This is a genomic window from Pseudoalteromonas luteoviolacea DSM 6061 (assembly GCF_001625655.1).
GTDB classification, from domain to species: Bacteria; Pseudomonadota; Gammaproteobacteria; order Enterobacterales; family Alteromonadaceae; genus Pseudoalteromonas; species Pseudoalteromonas luteoviolacea.
On sequence record NZ_AUYB01000078.1, the window covers coordinates 44,617 to 63,108 of the forward strand.

Annotated in this window: 14 protein-coding genes; 7 read left to right on the plus strand and 7 right to left on the minus strand. The window is 41.4% G+C overall.

All coding sequences use genetic code 11. The features are described from left to right. Positions 1-49 precede the first annotated feature (49 nt). The 3 genes from N475_RS03305 to codB all read right to left on the minus strand — a co-directional run bounded on the left by N475_RS03305 (position 50) and on the right by codB (position 5,110). Positions 50-931, minus strand: coding sequence for a bile acid:sodium symporter family protein (locus N475_RS03305; RefSeq protein ID WP_063364690.1), 882 nt, complete (start codon positions 929-931; stop codon positions 50-52). Positions 932-1,144: 213 nt separating this feature from the next. After that, the gene (locus tag N475_RS03310; RefSeq protein ID WP_063364691.1) at positions 1,145-3,772 is read right to left on the minus strand and encodes a TonB-dependent receptor; all 2,628 of its coding nucleotides are present in this window, start codon (positions 3,770-3,772) and stop codon (positions 1,145-1,147) included. Between the two features lie 123 nt (positions 3,773-3,895). Continuing rightward, a complete protein-coding gene (codB, locus tag N475_RS03315) occupies positions 3,896-5,110 on the minus strand; it encodes a cytosine permease (protein WP_063358414.1) in 1,215 nt (404 codons plus the stop codon). A gap of 148 nt (positions 5,111-5,258) precedes the next feature. Between codB and N475_RS03320 the strand changes: the two genes are divergently transcribed. Next, positions 5,259-6,491: a DEAD/DEAH box helicase gene (locus N475_RS03320; protein ID WP_063358415.1), complete on the plus strand. Its 1,233-nt coding sequence runs from the start codon at positions 5,259-5,261 to the stop codon at positions 6,489-6,491. A gap of 88 nt (positions 6,492-6,579) precedes the next feature. On the opposite strand, the gene N475_RS03325 is transcribed toward N475_RS03320, so the two are convergent. Next, positions 6,580-7,053 carry a hypothetical protein gene (locus tag N475_RS03325; protein ID WP_063358416.1) on the minus strand — a complete coding sequence of 158 codons (474 nt, stop codon included), beginning with the start codon at positions 7,051-7,053 and terminating at the stop codon, positions 6,580-6,582. Positions 7,054-7,265: 212 nt separating this feature from the next. Here N475_RS03325 and N475_RS03330 point away from each other — a divergent pair, with 212 nt between their 5' ends. The 3 genes from N475_RS03330 to N475_RS03340 all read left to right on the plus strand — a co-directional run bounded on the left by N475_RS03330 (position 7,266) and on the right by N475_RS03340 (position 10,095). Further along, positions 7,266-7,817 carry a DUF6817 domain-containing protein gene (locus N475_RS03330; protein WP_063358417.1) on the plus strand — a complete coding sequence of 184 codons (552 nt, stop codon included), beginning with the start codon at positions 7,266-7,268 and terminating at the stop codon, positions 7,815-7,817. Positions 7,818-8,062: 245 nt separating this feature from the next. After that, positions 8,063-8,839: a leucine-rich repeat domain-containing protein gene (locus N475_RS03335; protein WP_063358418.1), complete on the plus strand. Its 777-nt coding sequence runs from the start codon at positions 8,063-8,065 to the stop codon at positions 8,837-8,839. 272 nt (positions 8,840-9,111) lie between these two features. Then, entirely contained in the window at positions 9,112-10,095 is a 984-nt protein-coding gene (locus N475_RS03340) for a hypothetical protein (protein ID WP_063358448.1), read from the plus strand. A 68-nt stretch (positions 10,096-10,163) separates the two neighbouring features. On the opposite strand, the gene N475_RS03345 is transcribed toward N475_RS03340, so the two are convergent. From N475_RS03345 to N475_RS03360, 3 genes are all read right to left on the minus strand, one after another. Further along, a complete protein-coding gene (locus tag N475_RS03345) occupies positions 10,164-11,819 on the minus strand; it encodes an alpha-keto acid decarboxylase family protein (protein ID WP_063358419.1) in 1,656 nt (551 codons plus the stop codon). 31 nt (positions 11,820-11,850) lie between these two features. Next, complete coding sequence (locus N475_RS03350) at positions 11,851-12,681, minus strand: MBL fold metallo-hydrolase (RefSeq protein WP_063358420.1); 831 nt, start codon at positions 12,679-12,681, stop codon at positions 11,851-11,853. A gap of 327 nt (positions 12,682-13,008) precedes the next feature. Next, positions 13,009-14,445 (minus strand): glycoside hydrolase family 15 protein, encoded by a 1,437-nt coding sequence (locus tag N475_RS03360; protein ID WP_063358422.1) that lies wholly within the window; start codon positions 14,443-14,445, stop codon positions 13,009-13,011. A 470-nt stretch (positions 14,446-14,915) separates the two neighbouring features. On the opposite strand from N475_RS03360, the gene N475_RS03365 reads away from it, so the two are divergent. From N475_RS03365 to N475_RS03375, 3 genes are read left to right on the plus strand one after another with little or no spacing between them, the layout of a single operon-like run. Further along, a complete protein-coding gene (locus tag N475_RS03365) occupies positions 14,916-16,841 on the plus strand; it encodes a GMC oxidoreductase (RefSeq protein WP_081216025.1) in 1,926 nt (641 codons plus the stop codon). Beyond that, a complete protein-coding gene (locus N475_RS03370; protein WP_063364693.1) occupies positions 16,834-17,967 on the plus strand; it encodes a ferritin-like domain-containing protein in 1,134 nt (377 codons plus the stop codon). The genes N475_RS03365 and N475_RS03370 overlap by 8 nt, the downstream gene beginning before the upstream one ends. Continuing rightward, positions 17,964-18,476, plus strand: coding sequence for a hypothetical protein (locus tag N475_RS03375; protein ID WP_063358424.1), 513 nt, complete (start codon positions 17,964-17,966; stop codon positions 18,474-18,476). The genes N475_RS03370 and N475_RS03375 overlap by 4 nt, the downstream gene beginning before the upstream one ends. Positions 18,477-18,492 lie beyond the last annotated feature (16 nt).

An 18,492-nucleotide genomic window follows, 5' to 3' on the forward strand; every position in this document is an offset into this window, starting at 1 on the left:
ATGGTTGATAGGGGTTCGCCTTCAACCATTTTATTACAATAAGCAGTTTTTATACTGGAGTATGTGACTCAACAGGCAACGCTGAGCGCCTTACCCAAGCTACAAATATCCCAGCACTTACAAACATGAATAGTCCATAAATACTAGGGGCTATAGACATCACCTCATCCTGTAAGATCCCAGTGGTTACCAGCAGAGCTAGAGTGCCATTTTGCAAACCGACTTCTAACGTGATGGTACGGGTTTGAGCACGGTTATGTAGATAAAGGGTAGCAACAGCGTAGCCAAGCAACATAGTTAATAAATTCAATAAAATAACAGCAGGACCAGCTAATACAATATAGTCAATTAACTTATCTCCAAGTTGGATACAAATACTAACGATCACCAGTAGTAGTACTAGCACTGAAAACCAGTTAATGTAAGGGCCCGCCTTTTTTGCAAACTCTGGCCACTTTGCCCTCAACCCCATTCCAATAATTACTGGGATCACGCCAACAACAATAAGTTGCAGCCAAGCTTTTAAAACTGGAAATTCAATCGTGCTGTTACCTTGACCGTAAAATCCGATTGCCCATGCAGCCATGAAAGGCAAAATGAATGGAGTAATGAATCCAACAATAGCCGTTAAAGACACCGATAAACCGACATCTCCTTTGGCTAGATATGTATACAAATTTGAAGTCGTGCCACCTGGGCACAGTGCAAGTATAAATAGTCCTATCGCTAGCTCTGCGTTTAGGCCCGTTACCGCAATAACAGCCACGGCCATGAGCGGGAGTAAGAAAAGTTGACAGGCTGCGCCCACAAAAAAACTCTTAGGCTGTTTGAGGACGCGTGCAAAATCATTGGTGGTTAAGCTAAGGCCAACCCCCATCATGATCAGAATGAGCGCGATTGGTAAGCCTATCTCAATTAAATTAGGTGGCATTTTTTTATTGTCCTTTCAGTTGTATTGCCCCAAATCTTAGCAAGAGCTACATTGATTATATATTACTCTTTTTGAAATAATTTTTAGAGAGGGTGTAATTAACGAGTGAGTAAATGGTTGCAAGATGTTAGTGAAGGTTGTTGCTATCGTTTTGAAGTGACTATATGCCGCTTGTTTCTATGAAAGTGGCATACAGTCATTTGTCCAGAATTTTTAAAATTTGTAGTCCAGTTTTAAGTATCCACGCCGGCCAACAGTATCGTAAGTAAACACATCTGTATTCGCATCATTCCATGAAGTTAAAAAAGGAGGTCGTTTATCAAAAATGTTGTCGATACCCACTGATAGCTTTAACGCATTTTCAAAGCTGTAACCAACTTGTAGATCGTGATACACAATACTTGGTACTTGAGCGCCAATTGGGCCACCGCCATTTTCATCGGCTGCTTTACCAATGTATTGTATGCTGTATGTTGCTTGCCACTGTGTAATTTTAAGCGTTGCGTTTGCGTTTGACCTCCATTTAGTAAAGCTGCCTCTATCAGAGGTGATCTTTCCTAATAACAGCTCTGTTTCAGCACCAGCAAAGGCAGTGTTCTCGTGTTTGAGCAAACGTGTTGTATCCCAATTGATACGATAAGCATAAGGGCCAGCAGTCCCATTGAAGTTGAGATTTAAATCTAGCCCTGCAACATGCTCATTCGCGGCGTTCATCGGACGCTTTTCAAGTTCCGCGATTTGTTGTGTTTTTGGGTCTCTTATGAAGTTATCACAATATGCTTGATAAGCGACTGGGTCGCTATAGCATAGGCGAAGCATGTTTGAACCAGATACAGAGTTGATAGCGTTGTCGACCTTGATGTCAAAGTAATCTAGCGACGCAGAGAAGACATTGTTCTGATACACAAACCCCAGTGTAAAGGTATTGGCAGTTTCTGGACTAACTTCAGGGTTACCTCCTACACCAGTCCTGATGGTAGCGCCATCTTGAACAAATCCTTTGGGTACACCGGCTGCCAAGCAATTTTTTAAAATAACATCTGTGGCATTTTCACATGGATCCTTCGTAATCAGGTTTTCAACATTTGTTCCACCAAATAATTCTGTGATGGTTGGGGTTCTAAAAGCACTAGAACGCACACCTCTTAGCAATAATTGTTCATTGACACGCCATGTTAGACCAAGTTTATAAGTTGTTTCTGCGTCAAAATATTCGTAGTCGGAATAGCGCACGGCAATATCTGCATTGATTGCGTCAGCTACCTTAATATCTTTCATTACTGGTACCGAAAGCTCGAAGAAAGCTTCTTTAACATCTGTACTTCCTGATATTGCGTCCTCTTCACCATTTTGCATGGCAATGGCATCTGGGTTACGCCAGCCTTTTTCTTTTCTGTATACCGCGCCCGTCGCAAATACCAATGGCCCCGCAGATAGCTCTGTCAGGTCGCCACTCAGCTCAAGATTTACAGATTGCAACTCGTTGCCTCCTGTACCCTCACGTTGATAAGTGACGAAGTCAATGACTTGTTCAGTGAGCGTGCCAATACCAAAGTAGTCCCCACATGGTATAGCTGCATTGATTGCTGTACTGCAAAGCTCTGCATTGAGCGTTTGAGCAACTCGTTCATCATCAAAATCATAACTCCAGCCATCAGTACCCGTATTTCTTCCATGGGTATAAGTGGCTTGCCATATCCAGTGATTACTCAATGTACCATTAAAATTTAAAGTGCCTTGGAATGTATCTGTTTCTTGATAAAATTCAGGGTTATGCACTTCAATATTACGGCGGCGTTTAAGTGTAAGGTCTTGGCCTGTTGGGTTATAAATAAAGTCAGCCGCCACATCAACGGGGTTAAAGCCTCTGGGCGTGACAATTTGGTCTGAGCGGCGATTTGCGTATATCAGAGAGGTTTCGAGTTGAATATTATTTGAAACTTCATAATCAATAAGGGTTGCCAAATTAAGACGCTTCATTGGGCTGTAGGCATTGAGAGATTCAAACCAATTGTAGCCATGTTTACTGTTGTTATAGGTTTCGTAGGGCACGTCATTGTTAGCAGGGTTTTGATTAAATTGAACTTCAGTGCCATCTGCTAGCAGTGCACGTCCGCCAATGGTTGTACCTGAATAAATGCAATTAAGTTCGCCATCAGACTCGCTTAAGGGGCAGGGGTTACGGGTAGATTGCAATGCATTGCCATTGTCCACATAATTCAGATTAACGCTGATATGACCGCGCTTAAAAGCGCCACCAAATGTTGCATTGAACTCTGCATTTTCGGCATCTTTTTTACTGCTTTGACCAATTTTTAAGCTTAGCTGCATCCCATTAAAGTCTGACTTTGTGATGATATTAACAACGCCAGCAACAGCATCGGCGCCATAAATCGCTGAAGCACCATCTTTGAGAATATCAATGCGTTCAACTAATCCCATAGGGATCATATTGAGATCTGGACTATCATTGGCCCCAGTGCCGCCAGCGACAAGACGCTTACCATTTAGCAGTACAAGGGTACGTTTGATACCCATACCGCGCAGGTTGATTTGTGCAGTTGCATAGCCATTACTCGTCCAGTATGCGTTGGTTGCATTACCGGCTGGACCTGCAGATACACTTAGGCCTTGTAAAACTTCTTCAAGGTTAGAAGCGCCGGTTATGGCCAAGTCACCAGCAGTTAATGTTGTAATTGGGCTTGCCGATTCGAGGTCTATATTTTTGATTTTTGAGCCTGTAACTTCAAATCGTTCAATTTGTGCGGTTTGTTCGGCTGTCGCAAACTGAGTAAAGCTAAGTGTGAAAAGTGCAAGGGAGATTTTGGAATATGAAAACATAAAGACAACTCAGTGAAAAAACTGCGGCGAGTATAAAGAACTTATTAAAGTTTGAGATGTGACAAATTGTCGCACTTTAAAAGTTTTTATTTTAATCACTTAGCAGCTTTTCAGAATGCTTGGCTAAAATTTTCTCGATATCTTTTGAAGTAACAAAAAGCAGGTTAAACTTGCCATAACCGCATTGAGTGGCACTATGCCGGGTAGCCAATGAGCAGCTGCGATAGCCACTGCGACACTAACTAATGCTTGCCAATTCACCAATGCAAACTCATATTGTGTAAAGTTTTGATACTTCTCTTTATTTGTAAAGTAGTGTGCAATAAGTACCCCACCAATAGGTGGAATAGCCGCTGATAAAAAAACCAACCAATCAACAAAGTGATTGTATAACCAAAGCGCACAAAGAGTGCCAATTGCACCATTTATGACACTTAGGTATTTACTGGGCAATCCGGTTATATTGGCAAACCCCAAACTTGATGCGTAAAGTGCATTGTCATTGGTGGTCCAAATGTTTAAGCCCAGCACGATAATTGCGGGGAGAATAAGGCCTTGCAACATCAGTACTTCCGAAATATCCGCTTTCCCTGTCGCGGCAGCTCCAGCGCCACCAAATACAAACATTAAACTATTGCCTAGGAAAAATGCCACAATGGTGATGAATATAGCCACTTTGGCATTTTCACTAAAGCGCATAAAGTCAGCCGTTAAAGTCCCTGCTGAGATAAAAGAGCCAACGACTAATGAAATGGCTTGAGCTTGACTGAGAGATTGCTCTGCGGGTCGAGCCGCCAGCTGGCCTAATCCGCCAGCTCCCTCAAGTGCTAGCCAGACAGAAAAGCCACCTAATAATGTAATTGCTGGGACTGCTACTGCGGATAATATTAGCAACGCCGATATCCCAATATAAGCCGTTGCAGTCATTAAAGCGCCTGCAATCAGTATGAGCGTATTGAGGTCCACTCCCGTAATTTTTTCTACTGGCAATGCAAACATAGCAACACCCACTCCAAACCAGCCGACCTGTGTACCTGCTAGTAATAAAGAAGGTAACCAAGAGCCTTTAACACCAAATGAAAAGCGTGCGAGCAAATGTGTAGATAGACCGGTAGATGCGCCTATATAGGCAAGTGTGGCTGTGTACACTGCTAAAATACAGTTACCTATTGCGATAGTTATGAAAAATTGTGTCGGTTCTAAACCAACACCGAGCTTACCACCTGTCCACATACTGGCTGAAAAAAACGTTAAACCAAGCATCAACATAAGCATTGAAAGCGAGGAACGCCTTGCTTTTTTGGGCACTGCAATTAAATCATATTCGCGGTCTGCCATAAGTTCTCCATCGAGTAATTCGCTTTTAATTGTAGGGAGACAATGCAGACAAAATATGGAGAAGCTAGATCTCAAAACGTATTAAGTACACATGCCCAAGGCGTATTTGCTATACTCCGCGCATCTTTAGCTGTATCAATAGGCGCGTATGTCTTTTCAATCCTTAAACCTTGTTGACGAATTAAATCAAGCACTCTCTCACCTTGAGTTTGCCGAGCCAACAGAAATACAAAAATTAAGCATTCCAATTGTAATGCAAGGCAGTGATTTATTGGCCACAGCGCAAACAGGAACCGGAAAAACAGCAGCCTTTATGTTACCTATTCTAAACAAGCTTATCAGTGCGGAACATACAGATTGTGCTGTACGCGCATTGGTACTGGCACCAACAAGAGAGCTGGCACAACAAGTTGCAAAAGACGCTCGGCGCTTAGCTAAGTTCAGTGAAATTAAAGTAGCTTGCATATATGGTGGCGCAAATATTGGCCCGCAAGAAAAAATATTAAAAGAAGGCGCGGACATTGTTGTCGCAACTCCTGGGCGATTACTTGACCATATGATTAAAGGGACGTTGTCATTAAACGCTGTTGAACAACTGGTGTTTGATGAGGCAGATCGTATGTTGGATATGGGCTTTATTGGTGAAATAAAGCGTATCATGCGAAAAATGCCTGAAAAACGTCAAACTTTGCTGTTTTCAGCAACCATGGATGATGTAGTTCTTTCACAAGTGAATACTTGGCTCAATAACCCCCAACGCGTGGGAGTAGAGCAACAAAACAGCACAGCAGATAAAGTTGAGCAAGTATTTTATGCGGTTGATGAAGAGCGCAAACGCGAGCTAATTGCACATTTAATTGGTAAAAATAACTGGCAGCAAGTACTTGTATTTACACGTACTAAAAAAAGTGCTGATGATTACGCTAAAGAGTTAAACAAAGATGGGTTGGCCACATTAGCTATTCATGGAGATAAATCTCAAGGTGCCAGAGATCGTGCCCTTGAACAATTTAAAAGTGGTAAAACACGCGTACTGGTAGCGACTGATGTTGCCGCGCGTGGTATTGATATTAAAGCACTGAGCTATGTGATTAATGCTGAATTACCTTATGTAGCAGAGGATTATATCCACCGAATTGGTCGAACTGGACGTGCTGGCAATACAGGGCAATCGATATCTTTAGTGAGCATTGATGAGCAATGGTTGCTAGAAGAAATAGAAGTGCTATTAGATGCGCGTCTTACACCACAATGGCTGGTTGGCTATGAGCCAGACCTAACCCGAGAGCCAAAAGATAACCGTAAAAATACGCCGAAGTCACGAAAGCAAAGGGATAAAAAACGAATTTTGGGGCAACGCACCACACGAAGAAATAAGTAATTCAAAAGCGTTAAGCCTAAATTTGATAGGAGCGAATTCGAATCAAGAATGGGAATGCATCGCGCGGTATGCTCCCATTCTGCAAGATTTAATTTTCAGGTTTGAATAAAGGAACTGGCTTTGCGTTTGGCTGATTAGCAGCTTGGGCGATTTCGTTGTAGTTTTGTTTGATGTCGACGATAAGTGCGTAGGCGCCTTTGGTGGTGACTCTAGAACCGATGACAAAAGTACCGATGATGTTTACTTGCTCCTTTGAAATGGTAAAGCAAATTGGGTTGGCAATTGGTGCTCGTTGAGATTGGGAAATAAATACAGACGAGTAACAATAATTACCAGCCTTGAGGTAAACCTGTTTAATTTTTTTGTTCATGTGAATTGTTCTAATTGAACTATCAGCCATGTTGACAATTTGAAACCTTCCTCCTTTTTCAGAAAGCGTTCTTGTTTTTGGCTTATTCTGTTTGTTTAACTCAACCCAATTAATAGTAAATAGCGTATTTGGTTCATTGGCTATTACCGTTGCGCTGAATAACGCTAGACACATTATTATCCACTTTTGCATTATAAATTCTCCATTGAGTTTTACTGTGAATCTTGTGAACTCATTGCGGCTATTATTGTTATTTATTTCATAATTTCAACTGTAAACAGAAAAATGAAAGGGTAACATTGGCCAAATAAGCGCTTTAAAAGGCTCAGACTATTTGTTTTTAATACTTAATTTAGATATTTTAGGTACAGTCGAGTGAAGTTAGTATTAGGTGAAACTGAGCTGTGGATAAATTTAAAGTGTTGCAGGAAATAGGAGCGGGAGATTTCCAGCATCTCAATGGAACATTGCAATCCCATTTAATTGGGACGGAACGTATTTTGAAAGAGTGGGGAAGCAGTAAGTTGTTGCAAGTTGCTGGTTTGTTCCATGCTGCGTATGGCACAGATGGGTTTGATGAAAGCATGGTGGCTTTGGCGCAGCGCAACCGAATTGCTGAACTCATTGGCAAAGAGGAAGAGGCATTAGTATATTTATATTGTGCGTGTAATAGAGACTTTGTCTTTGCGCAATTTGGCCGCACCGACTCAATCCAGTTTAAAAATAGATTTACACAACACATATTTCCATTGGGCAAGTCAGATACAAAGTTACTGTGTGAGCTTACGGCGGCAAATGAGCTAGAACTAGTGAAGCGCTCACCGTCGTTCAAAAGTCGTCATGGCGTTGGCCTTTTAGATTTATTCAAGCGCATGGCTCCCTATTTAAGTAGCAATGCACATAAAGCATACTCTATGGCCTTAGCTGATGTAGATATACGCTGCCTCGAGGTTTAAATATACCCTGTTTAAAATGGCAAAATTGGTAGTGCCACATATTATATAAAAGCTCACGTAATTATTCATTCTTTGGTGGTTTTATTAACTCTTAACTTAATCGGTTTCTTTATTCATTACTTGTTAAGTGTCAAACATAAATTTACAAAACACTTCATAACATTACATTGCATTCATTTTTAATTCACTGTTTGTGGAATAAATTAGCGCTCATGAACTATTCATAAACTAAAATGGACTTAAAAATGCTTAAACTAAAAAATAATTTCTTATTTGGTACTCTATTTACATTATTTTCAGCATCCAGTTTTGCAAGTGAACGAATTGCTGATATACAGTTTTCAGATAATAATTTTAGAAATTGTGTTCAATCGCAAGCGAGTACCAATAACTGGACGTACACTGATCAAGTGACGGAATTAAGCTGTGCACAAGCAATGATTCGACAAGTTGATGAGCTTAAGTATTTTCAATCACTTGAAAAACTGAACTTATCTTTGAACTACATTGAAGATATTGATGTTACTCAAAATAAACAGTTAACAAGGTTGGAGTTGTCGGCAAATAAAATTACCGATATTAATCTTCAAAAAAATACCCAACTAGAAACACTATATATGTCGATGAACGATATTAACTCGATTAACTTGAGTAAAAATACACAGCTAAAAGTTTTAAGTATGATTGGCAATAAATTGTATTCAGCCGATCTATCTAAAAATGATAAGTTGACTTATGTTGATCTAGGTAGAAACCAAATCAGTTGGGTATTTCTTCCGACAAATGGTGAAATCACTGAGCTTTCTTTGAGTAACAATAACTTATCGACTCTTAACACCGATAACCTAACGGATTTGAGGGTTTTAAGGTTGGCGAGTAATAACCTTAAATCACTCTCCATTTCAAAAAATCCAAACTTGATGTTGTTAAACGTCAAATCTAATCCGCTGAATGAGTCGACTAAGCAAGAACTGAAAAGCATACACGCAATCTACAACTTTATTTTTTTGAAAGATTTCTAACCCCGATGAATACAGGTTGCTGACTTTAACTTGATGAGTCAGCAAACCTGCTTTTCAAAGCACCTGCCTAAACTGACTCAATTGTTGTTATGCTCGTCCTCAGGCGTTTGGCTTGGGGTATCGACGGCATCCATTTTTAACACTATTGCCGGTAGCAAGCAGTTTTCACTTTTGACTATGTAATCATTCATTAATTATTGTTGCGCAATTGTGTACCCAAATTAGATTTGTTATTTTAGGAGCATCAAATACTTATTCTTGGATGATTGGTCTTGTCGCCCTCTGTTATTTCAAAATTTCCACTGCTTTTCTTTATTGCAATTTCACTTTGGTGGGGGTTTTACTACCAAAGTAACAGTAGCTTGAACGACTTCGGACAAGCCAACTTCGAATTTTTATACCTACTCGATGTATTTATTGTTTTACCCATTATTTGTTTTCTGGCAGTTAAAAATAAAAAAGAAGCGTTACTGAAAGCTATCACGCTTTGTTGTCTTGCTGTTTGGGTAGGAAGTTACATTATCCCTGCAAGTAGTAAGTTTATATGGCCCTATCTTGAAAGTGGCCGATATGTTATTTCAGCGCTTATTTTATTATTTGAATTGGCTGCCATCGTTACCGTTGTTCTGGCGATTAAAACCGCATTGGATGACAAGGTTGACCCTGATTTGGCAATATCCCAGCCCATCGAACGGTTTTTAGGTAAAAGTGTCGTTGCAACAGTTCTTAACTTTGAAACCAGAATGTGGACATTTGCATTATTTGCCAAGCGTGTTAAACCGGATAATTATCAAGGGTCAAAGCATTTTTCCTATCATCAAAAGGATGGCTCTCAGAGCAACCTACTGGGCTTTGTGTTTCTAATTGCTCTTGAAATGCCTTTAATGCACCTTCTGTTGCATTTTGCTTGGTCTCCGCTGGCAGCTAATATCGTTACAATTTTAAGTTTACTGAGTTTAGTGTTCTTTTTGGCCGAATACAGAGCGATGGCGAAAAGGCCCATATCTATTGATGGAGATGACTTAATCATTCGATATGGTTTATACCAACCCCTAAAGGTACCACTGTCAAATATCAAGGATATTAAAGGCAACGATGTGTTTGTCGCTCGAGAAAAAAGTATAAAACGCTATGTTTACTCGGGTGTGCCAAACATCAAAATTGTACTGGCAGAGCCAATAGGAGAGGTTGAAAAGATTTTCATTGGCGTAGACAACCCACACTCGTTTATTGAGTCTATAAAACATAGCCTCTAGTTAAAGCTCACTTAAAAAAAGCCAGCATGGACTTGCTGGCTTATACATGATTATTCGAAATGGCTAAGCTACTTTTTCTTCCACTTAGCGTTGTCTGGAATAGATTTAGGAGGAACTTTTACTTGGATAAGCGAAGGTGTCTCGGCGTTTTCTAGAGCGCCTAGGATGGCCTCATTGAGTTCTTCATAAGTGTTAACCTGCCAACCCTTGCAGCCAAACACATCGGCAAGCTTGCAGTAATCCCATTGATGCAGAATACATGAGTCAAAGAATGGCTGATCACTGGAAAATATCTCGGCATCATATAACCATTGCTCAACACCATAAACGCCATTATCCATGACAAAAATGATAGGATTCAAGCCAAATCGAGTTTGTGTGGAGAGGCATTGGGGCGTCATTTGGAAGCCACCATCTCCTGTGAATATGAACACACGTTGGTGGTCTTGTTTGGCTAAACTCATACCTGTTGCCGCAGGTCCAATATAGCCAATAGATGAATAGGTTGGTTGGGCAACAAAGCCCCTTGGGGTGCCGACTTTTAGCAGTAAGCTGCCAAAGAAATTAAGGCTGGCATCACTCCCAATTAAAACATTGTCCCCGATGTATTCTTTGCTTTGAATAAAGTCATAGAAACCTTGATAAGAGATATTGCCTGAAAAACTTTGGGGCTGCGCTTGTGTAGATTCAGGAATTGCACATGGAGGTGCGCAAGTAATGCTTTGATTGGTCAATTCATCTATGAAATTACCCAGTGGTACTTGAGGCACAAAATAAGTGCCCAATTTTACTGTGTCCCAAGCTATCAGTGCCGTTTTGTCATAATCGACACTTTGACCAAGCGTATTGATGTCCGAAAGCCAAACGCCTAAACCAAGAATAAAGTCAGACTCTTTGACCAAGGTTTGGGTAACATCTGAAGAAGCCTGACCGTCAAATACACCAGCAAATAGCGGATCATTCTCGGAAAACACCGCTTTACTGATGAGTTCAGTGACATAGGGTAAATTTAGCTTTCTGATTAGAGCATTAGCCTGTTCATGCAAACCCATGCGATCTACCTCGGCGCCGAGCCAAATGATAGGGCGCTCTGCCTTCTCGAGAGTTTGCTTAATTGTTTCAATGGATTGTGTGAGGCCTTCATCAGAGGGGATGGCTTTTAATGGCTCTAATTTGCCAATCGGAGGGGAGCAAGGTTGTTGCACCATATCTTCTAAAAGCTCAATATACGCAGGGCGCTTTTGTGAAATACACTGTGTCAAAGCGTAATCAATCAACTGAGGTGCAAGTTCAGGTGCATCTAACTTAACTGCTGCGGCAGTGATGTTTTTATAGATGTTTAAGTCGGTTTCACCATCGATCATATGGTGATATATAAACCCTGTTTGCTGCGCGGTTAAGCGCTTTTTGATACTTGGCGCCCCGTTGATTACGACGACAGGTACTCTTTCAGCATATGATGCAGCAACTGCATTTACAGCACTGAGTGTGCCTGCTGAGTATGTAAAGCACATTGCTCCAATGCCATTGAGTCTTGCATAGCCATCAGTGGCGTACCCGGCATTTAATTCATTCACTTCTTCAACTAACTCAATACTGCTTGGCTCAATATGCTTGTTGATCCACTCTATGGTGTAATCTCCAGCGATTGAGAAAAGGTGTTTTAGGCCAAGTTGCTCTAATCTTTCGGTGAGGTATTGTCCTACGGTATATTGTGTATCCATGCTGATCCACCTATGTAATTAACCAAAATTATTAATATTCGCTCGCGCCATCAAACAGTCTTGGCAGGTAAATATCGAAAATCGCCGGGCACTGGCGTGTAGGGAATTTTTGCAGCATAAATTGCTTGAACTCTTGGTTTTTTAAGCCATCATCTATTGCTTGTTTTGCTGCAATTAAATACTTCAAGTTCTCTGTGACTTCTTTTTTGTCTGCAGGGGCGCCGTGGCCAGGTAAGAAAACCTCGTAATCTGATGTGAGCATATCTTCAAATTGCTCCATCCAGTGGTCTAAATATTTAGTTAGATATAAATGTGTGCCGCTATAAATTAAGTCTTGTGCGATAAAAACCCCAAACTCTGGCAGTTTAAGCGTGATACCGTAGTCGATTTCTGTATCTATAACACGCTCAATTACATATTGAACACCATCAATAAACTCAACACCAGGACTGACGGCATGTTGCGGGATCACGACTTTATCTGGAGCAAGATCGCCAAGTTTGCCCATGTGGTCTTCTCGCGATGCTTCACCATGTTCTTTCAGAAACTCAATCGTTTCAGGTAAGGTATAGATCTCAACATCCGAAAATGCATCACCCAAGCCAAACCAATGATCAGGGTGTCTATGAGAAAGATATAGTCTTGCAATGGGCTTTTTCAAGCTGTCTGCATATGCTCTAAACTTTTGAGCATAGGGCTTTAAAAATTGCCCATCTATGAGGACAAGTTCATTTTTACTCTCAATAATGTGTGTTGCATTGGCAATATTATCTCCCTCGTAAGAAGAAATAAAAGTATGTATGTGAACATCGCCTACATGCTTTACAACTATTTTGATGGGGTTGGTGATCGGTATATTCATATCGTTTACTCATCAATTGCTTGTGGTGGGAACCATCCAAAAGCGCAATAACTGTTCGACCAAAATGTGTTGGTTTGTCTTGCTGGAATTCAATGGATTAAATAGTGCTTTATGAGCGGAACAAGCGAATCTAAAGTGAGCAGGCTGCTCAACTTTAAAATACGATCCTCGGTGAAACTGACCGCACAATGTTACATCCATATAACGCTCCATCTCGCTTTGTAGCTCGAAAGGAAATCAACCTATTTGTTAGGCCTGACAACGATTAGCTTTGGCTCTTGGACAAGAAAAATATCGGGGCCTCACTTTTTGGTGAGGCCGACTTGTTTAAATCTTCAATGCGTTGCGAAAATCAATTGCAATGGCAACTGAGACATAACTCCAAGTTAAGTCATTGGCGCTTGTCATAAATCCATCGTAACGACTAAACTGCTCGGCAAGAGATACTTTTTCACCGGCGTGAATTTGTATACGACGTAAGTAGGCATCGCCAAGTGCTTTGAGACCTTGCACAATGGCTTTAAAAGTCTTAGTTCGATGACTAAAACACTCACCAATTTCAACAGTGATCTGTGGATCTTCAAATGACAAAGCCAATGTGAGTTGATTGATGTTGTATTGGTTTATCTCAATGCTTTTTTGCTCTGTGAACAGCGCCGCGGCTTTGTAGCAAACACTACTCAATGATGCAGTACATAAAAACCAAGGGTTACCCTGACTAAGAGGGGCACTGCCAGCGTATTTGTCTTCTGGGTATCGGCCAATTCCCGGTGCGATAGGCTCACCAGATGTGGTTTCTTCTATGGCATTTATTGGGTAGAGTGGGTCAAAAGCTTGATGCAAAGCGTAAGCCGTTGCGAGTACCTTGTCTTCATGAGGGTTTAAAAAAGGATGATCCTCAGACAGGGCCTGGCAAATGCCAAGCGTTGTGGCCACATCTAAGTTTGATGCTTTGTAATCTAGGCCTCCAACTCGGTTGATTGTCGACACCAAATAGCCTTTTTCTTCATCCCAGAACTCGGCCATAGCTTTTTCGATGTTGGTTGCCTGCAAGTTATAGTAATCTGCTGCACCTATGTCGCTCAATTTAGTCGCCAAGTCTGCGCCTTCACGCAGCGCTGTGCGTTGCAACATTCGAGTGTAAAAATGTGTGCCATCCACTTCTTCCCAAAGGTCGAAACAGGGCTCTTGCCAGTGATTGGCAACAAAGTCTAAGTCGGCTTTAATCATGCTAAATGAGGGCTCTTTTCCATCATAAAGCGTACTCGTTACGTAGTCTTTCTCGCCATTGGCAAGCAGGATATTTGCCCAGCGAGTAATCGTGAGCGCTCGCTGCGCTGGGCCATCATTTTGTGGGCGTCCCCATGGACCATTAAATGCTTGTCCTGTAACGTAAAATTTAGGCTCTCCAAGGCTATTGCTAACTGTTGGCGTTGTTTGATTGATTTTGGAAAACTCAACATAATCAATCATCATGTCGTAGTATTTATCTTTAAAATTGCGACGATCCAAGCCATTAAGCTTAGCTATTTCGCTCATTGTACGGGCTGCATCTCTTACCCAATGATAGTAATAATTTGGATTTGAGCGTGATGGTGAAGCTAGTACTGCGCCGCGCTCTCCGTCTTCAGGAGAAATGTTGGCGACCATTTTGTCTAGTACATGCTTTCTAGCTGTTTCGGTCCACTTGTCTAGCGGGTCTGCGGCAATCGATGTCGCATAGGTGTCATCTGTATTCAGTACTGCGTTAGTTTGAGTTGTCATAAGTTTTCCAAGAGTAAATCAGGTTGAAATTCTCGGAATGTCTGTGTGAGAAGCCAAACATACAACCATTTTTTGAACGCACTCAATGTCTCACATTGGCAATCCGTTGTATCGCGCAACAGCGCACCAGAAAGTATATACACAAAAAGTAGCTCCACATGGGGATATTTAAGTTTTTTTAACAAGTGGTTAATTTGTGAGGAAAAGTATTTCTCTACTTCATTTTGAAATTGAGCCGAATAATGATTTTTTATTAAAGTTGAATTTTTGCACTATTTTAAGCATTTTTGGAACAATTTTACTGAATTTAGAGACGGGTTTATGTTTCTTTGAGAATTAAATACGGCTGACTTTAGTTTTTTATTTGCGTTTTAAATTATCTGCTACACTGAATTTTAGCTTGAATGTTAATGCTATTGTTAATGCTATTGTTAATGCTATTGTTAATGGATTACAGCGGGAAGACTTGTATGAGTGAAGCAAATTCAACAATGAAACAAGTAACGCCTGACACAGCAGTTCAAAATTCGGCCAATGGGAAGTATGACGCCGTAATCATTGGGTCAGGGATCAGTGGGGCAATCACTGCCAAAGAGCTCACAGCCAAAGGCTTCAATGTATTGATGCTTGAGGCCGCACCAGCTAAAGATATGACATACAAAGGGTTTAGATCTTACCTTAACACCTATTATGCAAATGCATCTAAAGACAACAATTCTCCGTACCCTGAAAACCCTAATGCGCGGATGCCTCGCTCAACAGATGTGAGTAAGCTTAAGCCCGGGGTTGCCGATGCCAAAGGATACATGGTGCAAAATGGACCGTTGGCCTTGGATAGCACCTATACACGGGTTACAGGTGGCACAACCATGCATTGGGAAGCCAAAATTTTACGCATGTTACCCGATGATTTCTCCATAAAAAGCAATTATGGCGTGGGACTTGATTGGCCAATAAGTTATGAAGATCTCATGCCTTACTATCAGATGGCAGAGCGTGAAATTGGGGTATCAGCGAATGTTGAAGAGCAAGGTTTTTATGGCATTAAATATGAACCTGGCTATGTTTATCCGATGCATGGGCTGCCTCCATCATATCTAGACAAACTCGTTGCTCAGGGGATCGATGGGGCTGAGTTTGAGTTAGCGGATGAAATTCATACCGTAAAAGTCAGGCCTTTTCCGCAAGGCCGAAATGGCATTCCAAATGAACGTTACAATGATGGACAAGGCTTTAAACCAGTGGGTGCCTTAAGTACTTATCAAGTTGAGCAAGGTGGCCGTTGCCAAGGAAACAACAATTGTGTGCCGATTTGTCCTGTGCAAGCAAAGTATGACGCGAGAAAAACGCTCGTGGTAGCCGCTAAAACAGGAAGGCTGGACTTTTTACCTCAAGCAGTCGCGAGTAAAGTGGTGGTCAATAACCTTGATAACAGCATCAAACATATTGAGTTTAAACATTACTCTTCACCCAATTCAACCGAGCACACGGTTCATCAAGTACAAGGTAAAAAGTTTATTCTAGCGACCAACGCAATTGAAAATGCACGTTTGATGCTGGCCTCAAATTTGCCAAGTTCCAGTGGACTAATGGGAAAAAACTTGATGGACCATACGTACTTGCTTGCGTGGGGATTATTACCTCAGGCTGCTGGTACAATGCGTGGCACCAAATGTACCTCCGGTATTGCCGACTTTAGATATGGCGCTAGCCGCAAAACACAAGCACCGTTTGGGGTGGATATCCACAACGATGGCTGGGGTTGGGCAACAGGCTCACCTTTTTCTGATATCGAAACCTTGGTGGATGAGGAAAATAAATTTGGTCGTGAGCTACGCCAAAGTGTTGTAGATAGAATTTCTAATCAGCTGCTATTTGCCTTTATGGTAGAGCAGCCAGCGCAAGAAAGTAATTGCGTGACGGTAGATAACGAGTACCTAGACGCCTTAGGTAATCAGCGTCCCATTATTAATTATCAGTTATCTGACTACTCAAAAGCAGGCATTGCGTATTCTAGGCATACATCCAAAGTGTTTTTTCAGAGGTTGGGAGTGCAAGACTATTCCAAATACTCTCCTTTAGACTACGGATACTTTAATCACGATGGAGAAGACTACTACTTCAGAGGCGGAAACCATTTCTCTGGGACTCATATCATGGGTACTAGTGCTTTAAATTCTGTTGTTGATGAAAACCAAAAGTCATGGGACCACAACAATTTATACTTAGTAGGCTCAGGTAGTATGCCAAGTATTGGCACTTCAAATACTACCCTCACTTTGGCGGCGCTGTGCTACAAAACGAGCGAGTATATCATCGAAGAATTAAGCAGTTACTCTGTTGGTGTTGTCATGGACAGCGACTATAAAATGGCAAAAGGAGCTGAAAATGAGTGACCGCATTATCAATAATATTGACGATTTACACGATATGTTAGACGCGGCAATTCAACTGGAGCATGCGACGATCCCGCCATACCTTACTGCGTTATACAGCATACATCCAGAAACAAACATAGAAGCTACGGCGACCATACGCGCCGTATTGGTCGAAGAAATGCTACATATGACCTTGTCGGCTAATGTGTTGAATGCGGTTGGAAAAAGTCCAGAATTAACGGCTCCAGGGTTTGTTCCTGAATTTCCAACGCGACTGCCAGATGGAGAAACTGATTTTTCAGTGTCTATCGATAAATTTTCTCCTGAAACCTTAGAAACGTTTTTAAAAATAGAGCGACCTTCTAAAACACAGGGTGATTCTAATCATTTAGGGCCTAAAGGGTGTTTAGCTCGGACTAATCTCAGTGCTTTTCAGCTACGAGCTGTTAGACCTAAAAGCGCGCCGGAATACAGTTTTTATAGTATCGGAGATTTTTATGAAGCCATAAAAAGTGGCATCGAGTACTTGGAAGAGCTGGCTAACAAAGAAGGCGAAACGATATTTACAGGAAATCCTAGTTTGCAGGTTTCAAGTAAATATTATTACTCTGGAGGAGGCCATGTTATTGAAGTATATGACAAAGAAACAGCACTTCAAGCGCTTTCGCTGATAATTGAACAAGGTGAAGGGCATGGACATAAGATTTTTGACTCAGAGGGTGAAATTTCGCATTACTATCGATTTGAGCAGTTAAAACACCGTCAATTTTATCGACTGGGCGATGAGCCAGGGCAGCCCTCCGGAGAGAAGTTTGAGGTGGATTTTGACAAGGTTTATCCCATAAAGCCTAACCCTAAAATGGCCGATTACCCCAAAGGTTCACAGGTGTTTGCGGCTGCTAGTGCATTTAATCATAACTATCAGCAGTTTCTATCAACAGTTAATAAAGCATTTAGAGGTGAGCAGGATCTTTTACTGGGTGCTGTTTGTGGCATGTTTAGGCTAAAAGATCACGCAAGCCAACTGATCCGTAACCCCATTCCTGATGACCCCACCTATCATGGGGGGCCGACCTTTGAAATGTCCTATGAAGAAGCTTCGCATATCAGTAGAGAACAGTGTATTTCGGAGACTGCAAAATGACCAATCAAGCTTATCAAATCCAACAGTTTATTGAGTTATCAGGCGCACTGACCGACTTTAATGCCTTTACTCTCAATGGTACTGGGCAAGTACAGAATTACTACGATACGTTAAACCGAATAGTCGGTCGCGTAATGGTTGAAGAGTTACTCTCAAAGTTCTCTGCTATCTATGAGGCCTCTACAGATCATGAAAAATTCAATGAATTACTCCGAAAACAGATCATTGGAGATGAAAAGTTTGGGCCTGTAGCACGTAATATTATCAAGCTTTGGTATACGGGCATGTGGTATCAAATGGCTCAATTTTGGCGAGAAGCATATGGCATGAGTGATGAGGATGTAACTTTTTTTGTCAACTCAGCTTCATACGCTGAAGGACTGCTTTGGCAAGCGATTGACGCGAACCCGTCAGGCGCAAAGGGCCCTGGGTACGGTTCTTGGAGCTTGCCACCTAACATCAATTTTGACAATTGTTGGCAGTTTAAACCCTTTAACCACACTAGCTAATAGGAGTTAGGTAGTT

Excerpts from the sequence above, each read along its gene's own strand:
- N475_RS03305 (WP_063364690.1), bottom strand. The coding sequence starts at position 931 with ATGCCACCTAATTTAATTGAGATAGGCTTACCAATCGCGCTCATTCTG.
- N475_RS03310 (WP_063364691.1), bottom strand. The coding sequence starts at position 3,772 with ATGTTTTCATATTCCAAAATCTCCCTTGCACTTTTCACACTTAGCTTT.
- codB (WP_063358414.1), bottom strand. The coding sequence starts at position 5,110 with ATGGCAGACCGCGAATATGATTTAATTGCAGTGCCCAAAAAAGCAAGG.
- N475_RS03320 (WP_063358415.1), top strand. The coding sequence starts at position 5,259 with ATGTCTTTTCAATCCTTAAACCTTGTTGACGAATTAAATCAAGCACTC.
- N475_RS03325 (WP_063358416.1), bottom strand. The coding sequence starts at position 7,053 with ATGCAAAAGTGGATAATAATGTGTCTAGCGTTATTCAGCGCAACGGTA.
- N475_RS03335 (WP_063358418.1), top strand. The coding sequence starts at position 8,063 with ATGCTTAAACTAAAAAATAATTTCTTATTTGGTACTCTATTTACATTA.
- N475_RS03345 (WP_063358419.1), bottom strand. The coding sequence starts at position 11,819 with ATGGATACACAATATACCGTAGGACAATACCTCACCGAAAGATTAGAG.
- N475_RS03350 (WP_063358420.1), bottom strand. The coding sequence starts at position 12,681 with ATGAATATACCGATCACCAACCCCATCAAAATAGTTGTAAAGCATGTA.
- N475_RS03360 (WP_063358422.1), bottom strand. The coding sequence starts at position 14,445 with ATGACAACTCAAACTAACGCAGTACTGAATACAGATGACACCTATGCG.
- N475_RS03365 (WP_081216025.1), top strand. The coding sequence starts at position 14,916 with ATGAGTGAAGCAAATTCAACAATGAAACAAGTAACGCCTGACACAGCA.
- N475_RS03370 (WP_063364693.1), top strand. The coding sequence starts at position 16,834 with ATGAGTGACCGCATTATCAATAATATTGACGATTTACACGATATGTTA.
- N475_RS03375 (WP_063358424.1), top strand. The coding sequence starts at position 17,964 with ATGACCAATCAAGCTTATCAAATCCAACAGTTTATTGAGTTATCAGGC.